Source organism: Pectobacterium polonicum, from assembly GCF_005497185.1.
Classification (GTDB): Bacteria; Pseudomonadota; Gammaproteobacteria; order Enterobacterales; family Enterobacteriaceae; genus Pectobacterium; species Pectobacterium polonicum.
Map to the genome: position 1 here is coordinate 89,246 of NZ_RJTN01000008.1, position 19,396 is coordinate 108,641.

The 19,396-nt window shown below is 54.0% G+C and carries 16 protein-coding genes; 8 read left to right on the forward strand and 8 right to left on the reverse strand.

Translation table 11 applies throughout. The features are described 5' to 3' along the window. The first annotated feature begins 111 nt into the window (after positions 1-111). A complete protein-coding gene (gene cbl, locus EDI29_RS10665) occupies positions 112-1,065 on the forward strand; it encodes an HTH-type transcriptional regulator Cbl (protein ID WP_137740894.1) in 954 nt (317 codons plus the stop codon). A 423-nt stretch (positions 1,066-1,488) separates the two neighbouring features. After that, entirely contained in the window at positions 1,489-2,805 is a 1,317-nt protein-coding gene (gltP, locus tag EDI29_RS10670; RefSeq protein WP_137740895.1) for a glutamate/aspartate:proton symporter GltP, read from the forward strand. 92 nt (positions 2,806-2,897) lie between these two features. Here the strand turns inward: gltP and EDI29_RS10675 are convergent, their stop codons facing one another. From EDI29_RS10675 to EDI29_RS10690, 4 genes are all read right to left on the reverse strand, one after another. Beyond that, positions 2,898-4,001 (reverse strand): iron-containing alcohol dehydrogenase family protein, encoded by a 1,104-nt coding sequence (locus EDI29_RS10675; RefSeq protein WP_137740896.1) that lies wholly within the window; start codon positions 3,999-4,001, stop codon positions 2,898-2,900. A 128-nt stretch (positions 4,002-4,129) separates the two neighbouring features. Then, positions 4,130-4,996 carry an ABC transporter permease gene (locus EDI29_RS10680; protein WP_010298413.1) on the reverse strand — a complete coding sequence of 289 codons (867 nt, stop codon included), beginning with the start codon at positions 4,994-4,996 and terminating at the stop codon, positions 4,130-4,132. Further along, positions 4,956-5,822 (reverse strand): ABC transporter ATP-binding protein, encoded by an 867-nt coding sequence (locus tag EDI29_RS10685; protein ID WP_130621994.1) that lies wholly within the window; start codon positions 5,820-5,822, stop codon positions 4,956-4,958. Before EDI29_RS10685 ends, EDI29_RS10680 begins: the two co-directional genes overlap by 41 nt. Positions 5,823-5,878: 56 nt before the next feature. Next, positions 5,879-6,901: an ABC transporter substrate-binding protein gene (locus EDI29_RS10690; RefSeq protein ID WP_137740897.1), complete on the reverse strand. Its 1,023-nt coding sequence runs from the start codon at positions 6,899-6,901 to the stop codon at positions 5,879-5,881. A 319-nt stretch (positions 6,902-7,220) separates the two neighbouring features. Between EDI29_RS10690 and EDI29_RS10695 the strand changes: the two genes are divergently transcribed. The 6 genes from EDI29_RS10695 (at position 7,221) to cuyB (ending at position 12,650) form a co-directional block, all read left to right on the forward strand. Continuing rightward, positions 7,221-8,243 (forward strand): malate/lactate/ureidoglycolate dehydrogenase, encoded by a 1,023-nt coding sequence (locus EDI29_RS10695; RefSeq protein ID WP_137740898.1) that lies wholly within the window; start codon positions 7,221-7,223, stop codon positions 8,241-8,243. Positions 8,244-8,308: 65 nt separating this feature from the next. Beyond that, entirely contained in the window at positions 8,309-9,322 is a 1,014-nt protein-coding gene (locus tag EDI29_RS10700; protein WP_039540783.1) for a taurine ABC transporter substrate-binding protein, read from the forward strand. A gap of 6 nt (positions 9,323-9,328) precedes the next feature. Continuing rightward, on the forward strand, positions 9,329-10,102 hold the full coding sequence (locus tag EDI29_RS10705; RefSeq protein ID WP_137740899.1) for an ABC transporter permease: 774 nt from the start codon (positions 9,329-9,331) through the stop codon (positions 10,100-10,102). Beyond that, complete coding sequence (locus EDI29_RS10710) at positions 10,099-10,902, forward strand: ABC transporter ATP-binding protein (protein WP_137740900.1); 804 nt, start codon at positions 10,099-10,101, stop codon at positions 10,900-10,902. Before EDI29_RS10705 ends, EDI29_RS10710 begins: the two co-directional genes overlap by 4 nt. 21 nt (positions 10,903-10,923) lie before the next feature. Further along, a complete protein-coding gene (cuyA, locus tag EDI29_RS10715) occupies positions 10,924-11,937 on the forward strand; it encodes a D-cysteate sulfo-lyase (protein WP_130621990.1) in 1,014 nt (337 codons plus the stop codon). Beyond that, complete coding sequence (gene cuyB, locus EDI29_RS10720) at positions 11,934-12,650, forward strand: cysteate racemase (protein WP_137740901.1); 717 nt, start codon at positions 11,934-11,936, stop codon at positions 12,648-12,650. The genes cuyA and cuyB overlap by 4 nt, the downstream gene beginning before the upstream one ends. A 43-nt stretch (positions 12,651-12,693) precedes the next feature. Here cuyB and EDI29_RS10725 read toward each other — a convergent pair whose 3' ends face one another. From EDI29_RS10725 to EDI29_RS10740, 4 genes are all read right to left on the reverse strand, one after another. Next, positions 12,694-14,034, reverse strand: a complete 1,341-nt coding sequence (locus EDI29_RS10725; protein WP_137740902.1) for an anaerobic C4-dicarboxylate transporter — start codon at positions 14,032-14,034, stop codon at positions 12,694-12,696. 738 nt (positions 14,035-14,772) lie between these two features. Further along, positions 14,773-16,128 carry a TolC family outer membrane protein gene (locus EDI29_RS10730; protein WP_137740903.1) on the reverse strand — a complete coding sequence of 452 codons (1,356 nt, stop codon included), beginning with the start codon at positions 16,126-16,128 and terminating at the stop codon, positions 14,773-14,775. Between the two features lie 2 nt (positions 16,129-16,130). Next, positions 16,131-17,489 carry an HlyD family type I secretion periplasmic adaptor subunit gene (locus EDI29_RS10735; protein ID WP_137740904.1) on the reverse strand — a complete coding sequence of 453 codons (1,359 nt, stop codon included), beginning with the start codon at positions 17,487-17,489 and terminating at the stop codon, positions 16,131-16,133. A gap of 64 nt (positions 17,490-17,553) precedes the next feature. Beyond that, positions 17,554-19,392 carry a type I secretion system permease/ATPase gene (locus EDI29_RS10740; protein WP_137740905.1) on the reverse strand — a complete coding sequence of 613 codons (1,839 nt, stop codon included), beginning with the start codon at positions 19,390-19,392 and terminating at the stop codon, positions 17,554-17,556. Positions 19,393-19,396 lie beyond the last annotated feature (4 nt).

Here is a 19,396-nt window from a genome sequence, read left to right on the forward strand (position 1 = left end):
AGACATACCGTTAGTATAAAAAAATATAATCAACTCCATTTGCTTATTTGTTCTGCCTCTCATTCCTTGGATCAATGTTGTTATCTGTAATAAAGAGCAAGGGAGTGAAAGGTGAACTTTCAGCAACTGAAGATTATTCGTGAATCAGCACGGTGCAACTACAACCTGACCGAGGTAGCGAATACGCTGTTTACCTCTCAATCCGGCGTGAGCCGTCATATCCGCGAGCTGGAAGAAGAGCTGGGGATTGAAATTTTTATCCGTCGTGGTAAACGCTTGTTAGGGATGACCGAACCGGGGAAAGAGCTACTGGTGGTGGCGGAGCGCATTCTGAATGACGCCAGCAACATTCGTCGGTTAGCGAATGTTTTTACTAACAATGACACCGGGCAACTGGTGATCGCGACCACGCATACGCAGGCACGTTACAGCCTGCCGCCGGTGATTAAAGCCTTCCGTTCTTTGTATCCACAGGTGCGTCTGGTACTGAATCAGGGCACGCCGGATGAAATCGTGGCGATGCTCCATTCCGGCGAGGCCGACATCGGCATTGCCAGCGAACAGCTGATTAACGATCCCTCGCTGGCGGCATTTTCCTACTACCGCTGGCACCATTCGGTGATTGTGCCTGAGCACCATCCGCTGACACAGGAGCCGGTTATTACGCTGGAAATGCTCAATGCGGAGCCGCTGATTACCTATCGTCAGGGGATTACGGGGCGCTCGCGCTTGGATCGTGCGTTTCAGGCGGTGGGCATGTCGCCAGATATTACGCTCAGTGCGCAGGATTCAGATGTGATTAAAACTTATGTTGAGTTGGGGCTCGGTGTTGGGATTGTGGCCGATATGTCATTCGATCCCGCGCGTGACAAAGGGCTGGTACGGTTGAATGCCGAGCACCTGTTTGAAGCTAACACGGTCTGGCTGGGGCTGAAAAAGGGTCAGTTACAGCGTAACTATGCCTGGAAATTTATTCAGCTGTGTAATACAGAGCTGTCGCTGGATGATATTAAAGACAAGGTCTTCTCGGATAGCGATGAAGCGGTGATTGACTACCAAATCTGAGTCGCGACACACTTTCCTAACCTGATGCCCAGCCAGCATTTTTTCTAGCTGGGCGGACGTTTTCCTTTCTGCATCGTTGCGATTTCTTGCTACGCGCCGCCAGCCGTTTTCTGTTCTCGATTCAGCATAAATATGGTTTATCGTGTCGATAATCTGCTTGATATGATCGTGGTGGAATAGTAGCATTCCTGTCATAACAATAACTTATATGTTTGTTTTTGTTAAGCGATACAAATAGTTGTGCATTTTTATTGAATAATTATGTTAACGATTTTTGTGTCGCAGTAGAAAAATAACGATAGCAACCAATCATATATTCTTACTAGTCAATCACCTCCACGTTGATTTTTTCGGTTCGTATTGCGCCGGAGTCGCGCTAGCGCCATGTTTGTGATGGCGGGGAGTTTAAAATGGAAAATGACGATGAAAACACAAAAAATCAGCCTTGCCTGGCAAATCCTTATTGCGTTGGTTCTGGGTATTGCACTTGGTGCCGTGCTGCATGAACAGCAGGAAAGTCGCCAGTGGCTCATCAGCAATATTCTCAGCCCTGCGGGCGATATCTTTATCCGCCTGATTAAAATGATTGTTGTCCCTATTGTTATCGCCACCCTGATCGTCGGGATTGCGGGCGTAGGGGATGCCAAAAAACTTGGGCGTATCGGCTTTAAAACTATCCTCTATTTTGAAATCATCACGACAGTGGCGATTATCCTGGGCATCACGCTGGCCAACATCTTCCAACCAGGTCATGGCATTGACATGTCGACGCTGACTGCCGTTGATATCTCGCAGTATCAAAAGACAACGGAACAGGTGCAGAGTGGTTCGCATAGTCTGGTGGGGACGGTGCTGTCGCTGATTCCGCCGAATATCTTCGCGGCGATGGCGCGCGGCGACATGTTGCCGATCATCTTCTTCTCGGTGCTGTTTGGTTTGGGCTTGTCTTCGTTGCCTAAAGAACATCGCGATCCACTGCTGAACGTCTTTCGTGGCGTATCGGAAACGATGTTTAAAGTGACGCACATGATCATGCGTTACGCGCCGGTTGGGGTGTTTGCGTTAATTTCCGTTACGGTGGCTAACTTCGGTTTCGCTTCACTGTGGCCACTGGCTAAGCTGGTGATGCTGGTTTATGCGGCGATTTTCTTCTTCGGGCTGGTGGTGCTCGGTGCGGTGGCACGGTTGTGTAAGCTGCGTATCACGGTGTTGATTCGTATTCTGAAAGATGAGCTGATCCTCGCATATTCCACCGCCAGCTCAGAAACTGTGCTGCCACGCATCATCGAAAAAATGGAAGCCTATGGTGCGCCAAAATCGATAACCAGCTTCGTGGTGCCGACGGGCTACTCCTTTAACCTCGATGGTTCGACGCTGTACCAGAGTATTGCGGCGATCTTCATCGCACAGCTGTACGGTATCGATCTGTCGATTGGGCAGGAAATCGTGCTGGTATTGACGCTGATGCTGACGTCTAAAGGCATTGCCGGTGTACCGGGCGTGTCGTTTGTTGTGCTGCTCGCCACGCTGGGCAGCGTCGGTATTCCGCTGGAAGGTCTGGCATTTATTGCGGGCGTTGACCGCATTCTCGATATGGCGAGAACCGCGCTCAACGTGGTGGGAAATGCGCTGGCGGTGCTGGTGATTGCCAAGTGGGAACACCAGTTCGATGAAAAGAAAGCGCTGGCCTATGAGCGTGAACTTAACGGAATCAGTACGCAGCCGGCTCAGCAGGGATAGTTCTGGCAACAAAAAGCTGGCAAGAAAAAGAGAAACGGGCGCATCGATTATTCGATGCGCCCGTTTCCATTTTGAATGAATGCCGATGATCACTATGCCGCATGGCTGTTGAACGTATTCTCTTCCAGCGTTTGTGTGCGCCATAGCGCCTGCTGAATACGTTCGGCATCCGTTGCAAAAGGCAGACGGGCGGCAATTTTCGGCGCGATCTTTACGTTTTGCGCGATGCTTTCAACCAGTTGTGGACGTTCGTTCAGGCCGAGGGCACTTAGCGTGATCGGGCTACCGTAGCGGCGCAGTTGAGCGAACAGCTCTTCGCGGTCAACTGCGTTATCGTGTTCCAGAAACGCCTGTGCAGCCAGCCCAAAACCTACTTTTTCCCCATGTAGCCAGTCATGCAGTTCTGGCAGGCGCGTCATGCTGTTGTGAATCGCATGGGCAACACCAATACGCGGCACCTCATCCTTCATGCTGTTCGCCAGACCCGCTAGTGCGATAACGGCGTCGATCACGCTGCGCAGGGCCGGCGTGACCAGACCTTGTTCATTATCTGCGATGGCCTGCTCGCCATACGTATTAAATGTCTCTACGGCCAGCCGTGCGGCCTGCGCTTTTAGCGCCAATGCCAATCCGCTATCGCCGTGACGCAGATAGGGTTGAAATTCGTACCATTTCGCCAGTGCATCCACGATACCGGCTTTGAGGTAGCGTGAGGGGCTATGGGCGATGATCTCGCTGTCTACCAGCACCCACACCGGTAAGCGCGTTAGCGGAAATGCCCCGTTGTGCGCGCCGCTGTCACTGTATATCACGCTGATCGGTGACCACGCGGCGCAGGTGGCAGCAATGGTGGGGACAGTGATGACGGGGAGTTGCCCCAGAATATCGCCAACGGCTTTCGCGGCATCGAGTACGCGCCCGCCGCCAATGCCTAAAATCAGTTCCGCACCGAGTGCACGCGCCTGCGTGGTCAGCGCTTCTATTGCCGGTTTGGTGCAATCACCCGACAAAAATTCAACCTGATACCGTAGGCCATACTCATTGAGACTGTGCTCGACGGCATCCGACGTCGTTTTCCATGCCTGTGGGCTGGTAATAATCAATACTGTGCTGGCGTAGGGCGCTGCATATTCGCCGACAGAACGAATGACGCCATCACGATTCAGATAGGTTTGTGGCGCTTGTATTGCAATCATGTTCGCGATCTCTCATCTCTGTGGGAAAAGATAAATCAGTTGTAGCAGCGATGCAGAACGCCGCAAAAGAACAATTCTGGCTATGAATGGACAGATTTCGCATAACCAGAATGGGTATAACGTGTAAGCTAGCGCTGCATTCCCCAGCGTTTTACCGTGACCTTTTCGATAGTGGAAAACACCAGCCCTTCAACCAGCAGCCCGATGATGATGACGGAAGCCAGCCCGGCAAAGACGCGGTCGGTGTAAAGCTCGTTACGGTTCTGGAAGATGTACCAGCCCAAACCGCCGTTGCCGCTGGATGCGCCAAACACCAGTTCAGCGGCAATCAGGGTACGCCAGGCAAACGCCCAACCGATCTTGAGGCCGGAGATAATCGACGGCAGCGCGGCAGGTATCAGGATCGCGCTAATGTAGCGAAAGCCGGTCAGGCCGTAGTTGCGGCCTGCCATACGCAGCGTTTCCGAAACGCCGAGAAAGCCGGAGTAGGTGTTCAGCGCCATCGGCCACATCACGGAATGGACGAGTACGAATACCAGACTCTTCTCTCCCAGCCCAAACCACAGCAGCGCCAACGGCAGTAACGCAATCGCAGGCAGCGGATTGAACATGGAGGTTAATGTGCCTAAGAGATCGCGTCCGAAACGGGTGGAAACCGCCAACGCGCTGAGGGCGAGTGCCAGCAGGCTGCCAATGACATAGCCTTTCAACAGCGTGCCGAGTGAAACCACCATTTTCTGCGGCAGTTCACCGCTGGCGAGATCGTCGCGAAAAGCCTGAAAGGTTTGCAGGAAGCTCGGCAGCATCAGGTCATTGTTTTGCCAGCGCGCGGCGAACTCCCACAGGATAAGCAGCCCAGCCAGCAGCACCAGCTTGCGCAGCCAGGTCTGATTCCATAGGCGCGTCGTCAGCGGCAGAGGCTGGGTAAGAGTAAAATCTTTCAGCGGTGTCAGTTCACGCTGATACTCGGGCCGCACGGGGGGCTGAATGCTCATAGGGTTTACCTTGCGTGGATGTGACGGGTGAAGGCGCGTCAACATCGGTTGGAAAAAGAAGATGGTGAATGCGTTGCGCGGTGCTCTGAAAGGCTTCGCTGCCCTGATCGTTTAGCGCAAACTGATGGCAGTTGATTTCCGCCCGCACGCGACCTGGATGCGGTGAGAGCAGCAAAACCCGGCTGCCGACGATCAGTGCTTCCTCAATCGAGTGGGTGACAAACAGCAGCGTGAAGCGCACCTCTTCCCACAGCGCCAGCAATTCTTCCTGCATTTTGCGGCGGGTCAACGCATCCAACGCGGCGAACGGCTCATCCATTAGCAGCACTTTCGGCTGCATGGTCAGCGCCCGCGCGATGGCGACGCGCTGCTTCATCCCGCCGGATAACGTATGCGGATAGGCATCGGCAAATTTCGCCAGCCCGACCTTATCGAGAAAATAGCGGGCGCGTTCTTCTGCTTCGGCTCGCGTCGCCTGACGGCTGGCAACCAGCGGAAACAGCGTATTCTCCAGCACGGTTTTCCACGGTGGCAACTGGTCAAATTCCTGAAAGACCATGATGCGATCCGGCCCCGGTTTGGTGACGCGCTGGCCGTCGAGGCGGATTTCACCGTCTACCGGCGACAGAAAGCCGCCGATAGATTTGAGCAAGCTGGATTTACCACAGCCGGAAGGCCCTAATAGCACAAAGCGCTCGGCGGGAAAGACGTCAAAACTCACATCATGGGTGGCGCGAACCAGACTGCGCCGCGTTCGGTATTCCAGTCCGACGCCGTCAACCTGCAACAGCGGCTGGTCAATCGTGTCGTGAATGTGGTGTGTCATGCTTGTTCTCCTGCGTAGCGCCGAGGTTCTCGTCGAATGAGCGCAACTCTGAGCATTCAACTGCCCGGCTGTTCGTGAATTTCTGCAAAGAAATAGTCTTTCCAGGAGGCGGCTTTGTTTTTCAGTACGCCAAGCTGGTGCAGCTTTTCGGCATAAACGTAGGTGCGTTCAGGAGTGATCGTGAAGTCGATCTCGGGATCGGCGACGATGCGTTTCACCAGTTCAGGATCTAGTTTCGATTTCTCTACCCGAATGTAGGTGTCGGCTGCCGCAGCTTTATCTGCTTTGACGATCTGCGAGGCTTCCTTCAGTGCGTCGTAGAAGGCACGGTAGGTTTTTGGGTTCTCATCATGAAATTTCTGCGTGGTATAAAGCACGTTGAACGTTGCCTGACCGCCTAGCACGTCATAAGAACTCAGAATTTTGTGCACATTGGCATGTTCTAACGCCTGATATTGGAAAGGCGGGCTGGAGAAGTGGGCGTTGATCTCGGAGCCGCCAGCGATAAGGGCTGCGCTGGCATCGGGATGCGGCAGGCTGACGGAAATCTTGTCGAAGCGTTTAAAATCCTCCGCGCCGTAGAGCTTTGCGGTTTCGATTTGCAGCGTGCGTGACTGGAAGCCAACGCCAGCAGCAGGCACGGCGATACGATCTTTATCGCTCAGGTCACGGACGGATTTCACCGCCGGGTTATTGCTGAGCAAATAGTTGGGCATGGAGCCGAGTGAGGCAATGGCTTTCACATTTTGGCGGCCCTGCGTGCGGTCCCACACGGTCAGCATCGGCGGAACACCGGCGGAGGCCACATCCAGCGCACCGGACAGCAGTGCTTCGTTGATCGCTGTCGCGCCAGAAAGCGTGCGCCAGTCTACCTTGATATCCAACCCTTGCTGCTTACCGTGCTTCTCTATCAGGTTTTGGTCGCGCACCACATCCAGAATCAGGTAACCGATGCCAAACTGTTGCGCAATGCTGATGGTGCCTTCCGCATTCGCGCCAAATGCCGTTAACGTCAGGCCAATCATGGCGGCAAGGCGTGTGAAACGCGTCGATTTTTTTGCGGGTAGTGAGGGATTCATTATCGTTGTCTCATTATTAATAGTAATAGGGTCGGCAATAAAATAGAGAATAATCACAGGGTATTATTTCAATAAATTATTTGTCGTAAATAATGTATTAAAGAAGGCATCCTATTTTCTTAGCGCGTTGCGGCTAAAGTGTTTTTTGGAATAAGTTAGAATAAATGAGATTTTAAATAGCCATGCGTGCGATAAAACAAGTAAATAACCGCTTTAGCTAAATATTCGCTATGGATAGTCTTATTTGTCAGTTATGGATAAAAATCTGCGCGTTATAGTGGGCAATATATAAATGTCTATTGTGGTATACAGAGAAAATATGCCTGTTTTTACTCATCATTATTTACGTGATTATTTACGCGATCGGTTGACAGAGAATGACGTGGACACGTCAATTGCAGAGATTGTGGCGGATAACCTCGTCGAATCCAGCCTGAAAGGGCATGACTCGCACGGTGTGAGCATGCTGCCGCGCTATATCGATGCGATTCGGGAAGGTGGACTTTCACCCCACGCACAGGCGGAAAAAACGCTGGATTTCGGCCCGCTGATTTCGTTCGACGGCCAGCAGGGTTTTGGTCAGGTAGTGGCAAAACAGGCCGTGGCAGAAGGTATTGCGCGTGCACAAACGCATGGTCTGGCGGTGGTGAGTTTAGCTAATGCTCACCATCTGGGACGCATCGGCGCGTGGGCAGAACAGGCCGCGGAGGTCGGGTTGGTGTCGCTGCATTTTGCCAATGTGTATACCAAACCGGTGGTGCTGCCGTGGCAGGGCCAGCAGGCGCGTTTCGGGACGAATCCATTCTGCGCCGGTATTCCGGTTGAGCACGACGATCCGGTGATTCTGGATTTTGCTACTAGCGTGATTGCTGGTAACAAAGCCCGTATTGCGTGGAATGAGGGTAAACAGGTTGCACCCGGCTGTATCGTTGATAACGAAGGCAATCCGACGGTGGACCCCCGCTGGCTGATGGAACAACCTTTGGGGGCGCTACTGCCGTTTGGCGAACATAAGGGATCGGGGCTTTCGCTGGTTTGCTCGTTGCTTGGTGCGGCGCTGACCGGTGGGAAAACCGAACGCACGGCGAAAGGCGAGGGTAAGCAGATTATTAACAGCATGCTGTCGATTTTAATCGATCCGCAGAAATTAGGCGGTGCGGCAACCTATCAGCAGGAAATTCCGGCCTTATTAGAATGGGTGCGCCAATCCCGTGATGACGACGCGTTATTGCTGCCCGGCGATAAAGAAAAGCAAACTTATCGTCAGCGGCTGGAGAACGGTATTTTTGTCGATGATGTCAGTTGGGGGCAGTTATCTTATTTAAATAACAAAGTGGCCTGAGGAATTAATTAATCATTTATTAACTTATTTAACTGATCTTTTATTTATCACCATAGGGTAAAACGATGAAAAATATATTGAGTGCAGTGGGTGTCGGTGGGCTGTTATTAATGACGACATCCGTGCTGGCGGCAGAAAAACATCCTGATGAAGTTCGTGTGGCCTACAGCGGCGGCTCACAGGTATTGGTCTTAGCCAAAGCCGACGGTTCGCTACAAAAAGCGCTGGGTGCGCCAGTAAAGTGGGTACAGTTTGCTTCTGGCGCTGATGCGCTGAATTATTTCGCCAGTAATGCGATAGACATCGCCAACTTTGGTTCCAGCCCGGCGACGGCTGGTATTGTCAGAAAGCTTCCGGTGGAGATTGTTGGCGTATCTGGCGTGATCGCCACCTATGAGCGGCTGATTGCAAAATCTGGCATCACCACGCTGAAAGATATCGAAGGTAAGCGCGTCGCTTATCCGCCAAATTCAACGGCGCAGTACGCGCTAGAAGCGGCCATCGCGGTGAATAAACTCGACCGCAGCAAAATTACCCTCATTCCGCTACGTCCGGCTGAGATGGTGGCCGCATGGAAGCGTGGCGATATCGATGCAGGCTACGTCTGGGCACCGTTCGCACAAGAGCTGGAAGCCTCCGCCGGACACGCCATTTTTGCGACCAAAGATCTGCAAAAAGATGGCTACCTGATTTACAACAACTATGTGGTCAGAAAGGCCTTTGCCCAACAGTATCCAGAAACGGTGGCGCGCTTCCTGCGGGTACACCAGCAGAAAGTTGATGAGTTCCGTCAGGACCCGGAAAAAGCAGCGGCGATTGTGGCAAAAGAGGTGGGTGCGCCGGTCACAACGGCAACCAATACGCTGTCAGGGCTGGAATACCCAACGCTGGAACAGCAGGCGACGGCGCAATGGCTGGGTGATGGTAATCACACGGATCGGAGCGGCATCGGTCAGGCCGTCGCTAAAACGGCGCATTTTCTGGAGAGTATCGGCGAAGTTCGCCAGCGTGATATTCCCGCTTCGTTCGCCGATTCCATTAATTCCTCCTATTTGAAGCAGGCGGCGAAAGGGAATTAACGGGTCGTGAAAAGAACGTCTTATGTGTTATTGAGCATCACGTCCGTGACGGCGGTGCTCGCCTTGTGGCAGTGGGCGGGGGCGCAGCAGTGGGTTGATCCGCTGCTGCTACCGCCGCTGTCGGATATCATCTTGACCGCCGGAGAGCTGGCGCAGGACGGCTATCGGCAGGTATCGCTGTGGGAACATATTGCCGTCAGCGTCGCTCGGGCGCTGAGCGCCTTCAGCGTCGCGATTATCCTTGGTGTCCCGCTTGGCCTGTTGATGGGACTATCGCCTCCAATTGCTGCCGTTTTTAATCCTTTCGTTCAGTTTCTACGACCGTTGCCTAAAATCGCACTCATCCCGCTGGCGGTGGTCTGGCTGGGAATTGGTGAGGCATCCAAATTCTTCCTGATCTTTATCGCGACTTTTCTCAGCGTCGTGGTTGGTGCCTGTGCCGCCGTTGAGCGCGTGGAACGTTCCCGTATCCGCGTCGCACAAACGCTCGGGGCCAGCCGTCGACAGATTTTTTTCCGTGTCGTGTTGCCCGATACGCTGCCGGAGCTGTTTACCACGGTGCGGCTGGCTATCGGTATCGGTTGGACATCCCTGATTGCGGCGGAAATGGTCGCTGCCACCTCGGGCATCGGCTGGATGGTGATGAATGCCAGCGCCTACCTGCGTACCGATATTGTGATGTTGGGCATCTTATTATTAGGCAGTATCGGCTATGCGCTCGATCTGCTGTTGGTCGGTGCACAGCGAGTCTTCGTGCCGTGGGCGGGGAAATCATCATGACCGAACATTCTCAGCCTGATGCGCCACACATTGTCGTTGAGCGCGTGAGCCTCACGTTTCCGTCAAAAAGCGGTTCTCTCACGGTGCTGGATGACATTTCTCTCCAGATTGCTAAAGGCGAATTCGTGGTGTTGCTGGGCCCTTCCGGCTGCGGCAAATCGACCATTCTCAACATGATTGCTGGCTTTGAATCCGCCGGTAAGGGGCGCGTGCTGTGCGGTGGGGAGCCTGTTCGTCGTCCGGGGCCCTCGCGCGGCATGGTATTTCAGCAGGCCAATTTATTCCCGTGGCTCACCGTGCTGGAAAACGTGACGTTTGGCCCACGGATGCAGGGAGCGAATAAAGCTCAGCTTCAGCGTGACGCGGAAAACTATCTTGCCTTGGTTGGGCTGGAAGGGTTCCAGCAGCACTATCCCTGGCAACTCTCTGGCGGAATGAAACAGCGGGTGGCGCTGGCGCGCGCCTGGTTGCCGAACCCCGAGGTGCTGCTGATGGACGAACCGTTTGGTGCGTTGGATGCACAAACTCGTTTGATGATGCAGGAACTGCTGCTATCTGCCTGGCAGAAAACCGGCACCACGCTGTTATTTGTCACGCATGACGTGGACGAAGCGCTGTTTTTAGCCGATCGGGTACTGGTGATGTCCGCACGTCCCGGTCGTATTGCAGAGACGATCCCGCTGCCGTTTGGCCGCGAGAGAGAAATTGAAACCTTGGCACAGCATCCTGACTACGCCGCACTGAAGCAGCGTATTTTACATCGCGTTCGTGAAGAAGCGCGTCGTCACCTCAATCTGTAATCCGTATTTCAGGAGAATATTATGCACCTTGCTCGATTCCCCCGTTTATCACTGGGCCATTTTCCCACGCCGCTGGAGGCGTTACCGAACCTGTCTGCCTATCTGGGCGGTCCGACGATTTACATCAAACGTGACGACGCCACAGGGCTGGCGACCGGCGGCAATAAAACCCGCAAGCTGGAGTTCCTGCTTGCCGATGCGCAGCAGCAGGGCGCGGATGTCATCATCACGCAGGGCGCGACGCAGTCTAACCATGTGCGACAAACCATTGCGGCGGCGGCAAAGCTGGGCTTGAAAACCAAGGTGCTGCTGGAAAAACGCGTGGAGGACTACGGTGAAGACTACCAGCGCTCCGGTAACGTGCTGCTGGATAACCTGCTCGGCGGTGAAATTATCGATCATCTGCCCGCCGGCACAGATATGCAGCAGGCGATGGAAACGTTAGCGGAATCACTGCGCAAAGAAGGATTGAAGCCTTATGTCATCCCCGGCGGCGGCTCTAGCCCGGTAGGCGCGTTGGGCTATGTTGCCTGTGCGGAAGAGCTGTTATTTCAGTCCAGCCAGCAGCGTCTGCGTATTGATCATATTGTTCACGCGACGGGCAGCACCGGCACGCAGGCCGGATTGGTGACCGGGTTGGTGGCGACGAACAGCCAGATTCCACTATTAGGCATCAGCGTCAGAGCGCCGAAAGCGAAGCAGGAAGAGAATGTTTACGCGTTAGCACAGCGTACCTGGCAGCTGCTGGGGATTCCGGGCGAACTGCCGCGTAGCGCGGTGCAGGTGAACAGCGACTATGTCGGTAAAGGGTACGGCATTCCAACCGAAGGAACGCTGGAAGCGCTCAGGCTATTGGCACAGTTGGAAGGGATTTTGCTCGATCCGGTCTATTCCGGCAAAGGAATGGCGGGGCTGATCGATTTGATTCGCCAAGGACATTTTCGCGCCGATGAAAACATTGTTTTCATCCATACCGGCGGTTCGGCGGGGTTGTTTGGCTACCGTCAACTGTTCGAACAAACGGCCGCGCAATGAGTACGCCACTGATTGGCGTGCTGGGCGGGATGGGGCCGCTGGCGACGGTCGATCTGTTGCATAAAATTGTGGAAGAAACGCCCGCCAGTCGCGATCAGGATCATGTGCCGGTGGTGGTCTGGAACGTGCCGCAGATTCCCGATCGCCAGCAGGCGCTGGCAGGCACCGGTGAATCGCCGCTGCCGGCGCTGTTGCACGCTATCCGGCAGCTTAATCGCCTGTCGGTCAGTCATATTGTGGTGCCGTGCAATACGGCGCACCACTGGTTTGACGCGTTGACGGAGGCCAGTGATGCACCGCTGCTGCATATTGCCGATGCCACGCTGCACGCGCTGACACAGGCCGATAAGGCAAAGGCATCACCGCGTAAAATCGGGCTGATTGCGACTCACGGGACGCTTAATGCAGGATGGTATCAGCAGCGTTTTGCCGCACAGTTAGGTGCGGAAACCGTGGTGCCGAACGAACAAGAAATGACAACGCTCTTCGTGCCGGGGTGCTATGCGGTAAAGCGTGGCGAGCTACAACATGGTGGGCGGTTGCTGGATCAGTTAGCGGCACAGTTGGTGGAACGGGGAGCAGAACGTCTGGTGCTGGCCTGCACGGAAGTCCCGCCTGCGCTGGAGGCGGTGTCGTCACGCTGGCGAAATATCAGTATCGATCCGACACGTGCGCTGGCGCAGGCCTGCGTTCGTATCTGGCAACAGAAATAAAAGCCGTCCATTGCTGGACGGCTTTTAGGTATAGATAACTGAATTACAGGAAACCGTACATTGCGGCGAACACCCAGCCAAAGACGCAAGAGGTGCTTACACCGATCAAACCAGGAAGAATAAAGCTGTGGTTGATAACGAAACGGCCGATTTTAGTGGTGCCAGAGCGGTCAAACTGGATAGCAGCCAGATCGCTTGGGTAGGTCGGCAGAATATAGTAACCGTAGCAGGCAGGTGCTGACGCCACGATATACGCCGGGTCAACCCCGATAGCCAGCGCAACAGGGACAATCGCAGCCAGTGCCGCTGCCTGTGAGTTAACGAATTTGGACACGATCAGCAGGATAATGGCGTAAGCCCAGGGATAAACTTTCACCAACGAACCAAGCGTGGCTTTGATCTCTTCCAGATGTGCGCCGAACATGGTTTCCGCCATCCAGGCGATACCGTATACCGCGACGATGGCAATCATCCCTGAACGGAACACTTCGTTTTTCGAGATCGATGATGGATTGGTTTTGGTGGCGATAATGATGATGGCGCCGGAGAGCAGCATAAACATCTGAATGACCAGCACCATCGACAGCGGCTTACCAGCGAAAACCGGACGCAGCTCTTCAACCGCCCCTAGAATTGCCACTGCACCGATAGTTGCCAGAAAAATCCACATGGCAACCCAGTTACTGCGCGGCAGTTTTCTGTCCAGCAGCGTGGCAGTATCGCCATACACATACTGTTTGTTTTCTGGATCGGCGATGAATTTCTGGAAATCGGCATCTTTGTCGAGATCCTTCCCGCGGAACCAACTGAAAATCCCTATCGCCAGAATACCCAACAGGGTAGAGGGGATGGTAATAGACAGCAGGTCGAGGAATCCCAGATGCTTACCCTGGAAGGTGAAATTAGCCAGCATGGCAACCAGTGAAACGACGGCAACGGAAACCGGGCTGGCAATAATCCCCATCTGTGCGCCGATTGAACTGGCAGCCATTGGCCTTTCAGGACGAATATTATTCTTGATGGCGACATCATAAATAATTGGCAGAATGGTATACACCACGTGGCCTGTACCGCACAGGATCGTCAGAATACAGGTGACAAACGGCGCGATAATCGAAACGTATTTCGGGTTACGTCGCAGCATACGCTCTGCGAGTTGCAGCATGACATCCAGCCCGCCCGATGCCTGAAGCGTTGCCGAGGCGGCCACCACGGCAATGATGACCAGCATGACGTCAACGGGTGGTTTACCCGGTTGCAATTTAAAGATAAAGACCAGAATAACAAGTCCGACCCCGCCTAATAAACCCAGCGCGATCCCGCCTTTTCTTGCCCCGTAAAAAAGGCAGATCAGGACAATGACTAATTGAATGATGAAGTCCATAGTAGCCCCATTGCATTGCTCAATATAATGAACTGATTAGTTAGAATTAAAATAAGTGAGTTTTTACTGCGGGTACTATATGGACGTGTTGTTGTTTATTTTCTTGATCTAAATCTATTAATTTTTATCTTTACCCTATTTCCTGAAAATAAAAGATCTTGCTCGCAATAATTAAATTTCTTTGATTTATTTAGTTTTTTAAGTGTAATTTTAGTTTATTAATAGATAATGTAAGCGCCACTTGGCGAGGTTGTTAATAATCAGTGGGGTAATATTAAAATTAATTCAACATTTGTTCTTGTTTTGTTGTGGTTTGTGTTGTTTTATTTTTTATTTTCGTTAACGTTTACCACAAAAAATCACACTTCGATGTTAACTGATCTACCACTAATGGGGTATTTATTTATATTCCATTGTTTTTAAATGATTAATGTAAAAAGTGAAAAATGAACCCCTGTTTAGTAGTGAAGTCAATATCAGCCTATTACGGTATGGTAGGAAAATAAAAATAGGACGTTGCCGCTATTCACTTCAGGAATATAGCTGACGTGTTTTTTTATGTTTATCTTAGAGGCGAAGGGTAATAATTTTTATAGTGTGATTGGTTATTAATATAAAATTTCTATAAGTTTTTTAGAATATCGCGATACTGGATATTTTCCTTCCAAAGAAAAATATGGCCGAATATCGGTACGTCAGCGGCCATTCCCCTGTTTCGAACGACATCACTTTATGCGGCTAACGATGCACGAAATAGGCCGCTAACTGGCGTAATGTCTGCTCATCCAGCGTGCCAGCGTAGTAACGCAGCTGTAGCCAGGCCGTCAGCCACGTATAACGTGCTTCGGTCAGGTCGCGCCGTGCGCCGTAAAGCAGTTGTTCAGCATTCAGCACATCAAGATTCACGCGCTCCCCACCCTGAACGCTCTTTTGGGTCGCGGTGACCAACGCCAGCGCTGATTTTTCCGCCAATTCATAGGCGCGGATTTTTGCCTGACTGCTGGTGACCAAATTAAACTGGCGACGCAGTTCCGTCTGGATTGTCGCCGTCTGTTCGTCCTTTTCCCGCGCGGTTTGCTGATAGCGCTCCTGTGCCTGACGCGTCGCGGCAGAGACACCACCGCCTGCAAAAATCGGTACGCTGACGCGAATACCAATCGAGCGCGTATCGTATTTCTGGTTGTAGCTGTTTTCGGTATCCGACTGCGTATTGCGCGTGCTGGCAACCAGCGTGACCTGTGGCAGGTGGCCTGCCCGATTGCGCTCAATGCTGTATTTCGCCACGGCGAGCGATTGATTCAGCGCCAGTAGCTGCGCGTTGTGGCGGAGAGCCAGCGATTGCCAGTGCTGATAGACCGCAGGCTGAAGCGCCTGCGGCGTAAAGCGTGGCGTTAGCGCCGCAAGCTGATCCACGCCAACGGGCATCCCCAGCAGCGTTTCCAGTTCACGCAGGCTGATATCCAGGTTGTCCTGCGCTTCGATGAGCTGCGCTTCCGTCAGGTTGACCCGTGCCTCAGTTTCCAGCATATCGGTGCGGGTGCCTTCTCCCTGCTGGAAGAGGCGTTGATTCAGTTGATATTGTTCGCGATAGGCACGCTGTTGTGCCTGAACCAAGGCGATCTGCTCGCGGCTAAACAGCACGTTGGTGTAGGCTTGAAACAGGCGTATCAGCAGCTGTTGGCTGGCATCGCGCAGCTGTTCGTCTGCCAGTACGGCGCTGGCTTCACCCTGCTGATAGCGCGACCACGCCGCGTAGTCGATCAGCGGCTGTTGCACGGAAAAGCTGGAAGCGCGGCTAGTGTAATCCCGTTCTGACTGTTGGCTGCCCGCCGTAACGGTGGAATCGTTACGGGACTGGCTGTAGTCATAGGTGACTTTTGGCAGCAGTCCGGCACGTCCGATGTTCTTCTCTTCGCTGTCGGCATTACGCGCATGCACGGCGGCCTGAAAGGCCGGATCGTGCGTCAGCGCCTGCTGCCAGGCTTCCATGAGTCCCAGTGCCTGACTCGGAGCGCTGTAGATTAGCGTGAGAAAAAGCGGGACGGCATAACTGGAGCGGATCGCCGCGCGATAAACGGATGAAAGGCGCAGCATGATTACTCCTCGGTCAATGCCAAATGCAGGCGGTCGGAAAGCGGCTTGAACAGGTAGTTGAGCAGGGAGCGTTCACCGGTACGAATGAAGGCTTCCACTGGCATGCCGGGACGAACATCTAGCCCGGCAAGCTGCTGCTTACCCTGTTCATCGACGTGTATACGCAGGGCGTAATAGGGTTTTCCCGTCTGTTGCTCGACTAACTGGTCGGCACCGATCAGCGCGACCACACCGGAAATACGCGGCGTGGTGCTTTGATTAAAAGCGGAAAATAGCAGCTCGACCGGCAACCCGTTGCTGACTCTGTCCACCAGCTCGATAGGCAGCTGTGCGTCAATTAATAACGGTTGACCATCAGGAACAATCTCCATCAACATCTGCCCGCTATTCACCACGCCGCCTTCGGTATGCAGCGCCAGCCCGACCACCGTGCCGCTGGCAGGCGCGCGAATGTGCGTGTGCTGAAGTTCATACTCCGCCGTTTTCAGCCGCTGGGTGAGATCCTGAATGGAACGCTGGGTATCGGCGAGCTGGGCGCGTACTTCTTTTTGGTATTCGTTTTGGCGCTGCTGGATCTTTTGTTCCAATTCGACAACCTGCTGCTGGAGCTGTACCTGATTATTGCGTTCCTGTGCAATCGCCCCTGCCAGTTGGGCTGCCTGTCGTTCGACGTCCAGCAGGCGATTACGGGCGATATAACCTTCTTGTGCTAATGGACGCAGCCCGCGTAGCTGTTCGTTGACGATCTGGAATTGCGTTTGGCTGCTGGCAAGGAGCGCCTGTGACCCCTGCGATTGTGCCTTCGCCCCGATGATGGCGGCCTGCATCGCCGCGCGTTCCTGTTGCAGCGCGGCGCGACGGCTGGTGAACAGTTGCTGCTGGGCGATCTGGATTTGTTGCGTGACGGTACTGTACTGCTCTGTAGGGGCGGGGAAGGCAATCGTACTCAGATCGTCGCGCTCTGCCAGTAGGCGAGCTTCGCCCGCGTGCGCTTCTTGAAGCTGTGTGACGAGATTGTCACGCTGTGCCTGAGCGGGGGTTTGATCCAACGTGGCAAGAATTTGACCCGTCTGCACACGGTCACCATCCCGCACGGTGAGTGAGGCGATGCGTCCACTACCGAGCGGCTGTACCGCTTTACGGTTATCTGCAACGACGATCCGACCGGATACCGCGACGCCTTTATCCAGCGGTGCGATGCCGGCCCAGAGTAGCAGGCCACCAAATCCTGCCAGAACCAGCCAGAGGCCGTACTTCAAATAGCGTCCGGCGTCGGTGTGTAACGGCATCGTCGCGATATTATCCGCCACCTGAGGGAGGGGCGTTGTCGGCTGTGATATGACTTCGCGTAGCGCGGGCATGGTTATGCTCTTCCTTCCATGATGCTTTCCTGACGACGGGCATTGATGATCAATGTGTTGAACCTCATTTATCCGGTGCGGCACGGCGAGACGTCGGCGCGCTGTATACCATGCTCAGTCCGGCTGAACCTGGCTCTTTCGGGCTAAAGGCATTGGCTGATTTAACCGGTGCAGGTTTGGCGCTGGCGGATTGGGTAACAGATGTATTGGCGGGCTTAGCTCGCTGTAGTTCTTTCAGCACCTGCTCTGTCGCGCCGAAATACTGGATCTGCCCAGCGCGCAGGACTAATAGCTTATTGGCGCAGGACAGCAGAGCGGGTTTATGGGTGATTAATATCTGCGTGCTTTGGTTTTCCTGCTGGGCGGCAATCGCGGCCAATAAGGCTTTCTCGCCATCGTCATCCAGGCTGGCATTCGGTTCATCCATCACAATCAGGCGCGGCTGGTTGTAAATGGCTCTGGCGAGAGCGACACGCTGCTTTTGACCGCCGGATAATCCAGCACCGCTTTCACCTAACTGCGTATCATAGCCCTGTGGCAACCGTAGAATCATCTCGTGGACACCTGCCGCGATGGCGGCGGCGGCGATCTTTTCTGCATCCGGCTGAGTGAAGCGCGCGATGTTTTCGGCAATCGTCCCGTTAAAAAGCTGAACATCCTGCGGGAGATAGCCGATGAACCGACCCAGTTCGCCTTTGTCCCATTGGTGCATGTCTGCGCCATCTAGCCTGACTTTGCCGCCGAGGGCGGGCATGGCCGCAACCAGCAGGCGAGCGAGGGTGGATTTACCGGAACCGGAAGGGCCTAAGACGCCGAGTACATCGCCGGGGGCCAGTTCAAACGTAATATTGGCGAGTATGGGCGTTCGGGAGTTGGGGGCGTTGGCGCTGAGTTGCTCGACCTGGAGTCTCCCTGCTGGTGCGGGAAGCGCCATGCCGACAGGTCGTGCCGGGTGATTATCGAGCAAGATGTTGACACGTTGCCAGGCGAGACGTGCCTGCATCCACTGCTTCCAGACGCCAATGATTTGATCGATTGGGCTGAGAACGCGACTGACCAGAATGGAACCCGCGATCATCATACCCGGCGTGATATCGCCGTTGACGGCCAGCAGCGCGCCCAGACCCAGCATCAGCGACTGAAGTGCTAGCCGGGTGCTTTTCGTCAGCGACGTTATGTTGGCGCTTTTTTCGCTGGCAACATTCTGATAATAGAGAAAGGCTTTATGCTGCGTCAGCCAGCGCTCGCGCATGGCGGGCAGCATTCCCATGGCTTCGATAGCATCGGCGTTGCGCAGGTTAGCGTTAGCCTGCTGTGTTGCCTGAACCGTGTTTTGTGCGGCTAAGGCCAAGGGTTCGCGCGTGAGTTTTTGATTCAGCCAGGCCAGCACAATCAGGATGATCGCCCCCGCCAGCGCCATTGCGCCCAGCCAGGGATGAAGTAAGAAGATCACCAGAAGGTAAACTGGAAACCATGGCGCATCAAAGAAGGCAAACAGTGCGTTTCCGGTAGCGAACTGGCGCAGGGCGGTAAGATCGTTTAAGGCTTGTCCGGCTCCCGCCGTGCCATTCTTGAGATTGCTTTCAAACGCCGCATTGTAGATGCGCTGATTCAACCGCATATCCATCTGTGTACCGAGTCGGATCACCACGGCGCTGCGTATCCATTCCAGTAATCCCATCAATAAAAACAGGCCCAGCATCATGATCGTCAGCATCGCCAGCGTCATGGTGCTGCTGGAAGGCAGGACGCGGTCATAAACCTGGAGCATATAAATGGCTGGTGCCAGCATCAGCAGGTTGATGACGGCGCTGAACAGGCCAATTCCCCAGAACCCCCGACGATAGGCGGCCAGCGCGTCAATGATCTCCCGGCCTGATAGCGCCGGATGGAGTGCGGGCATGGGG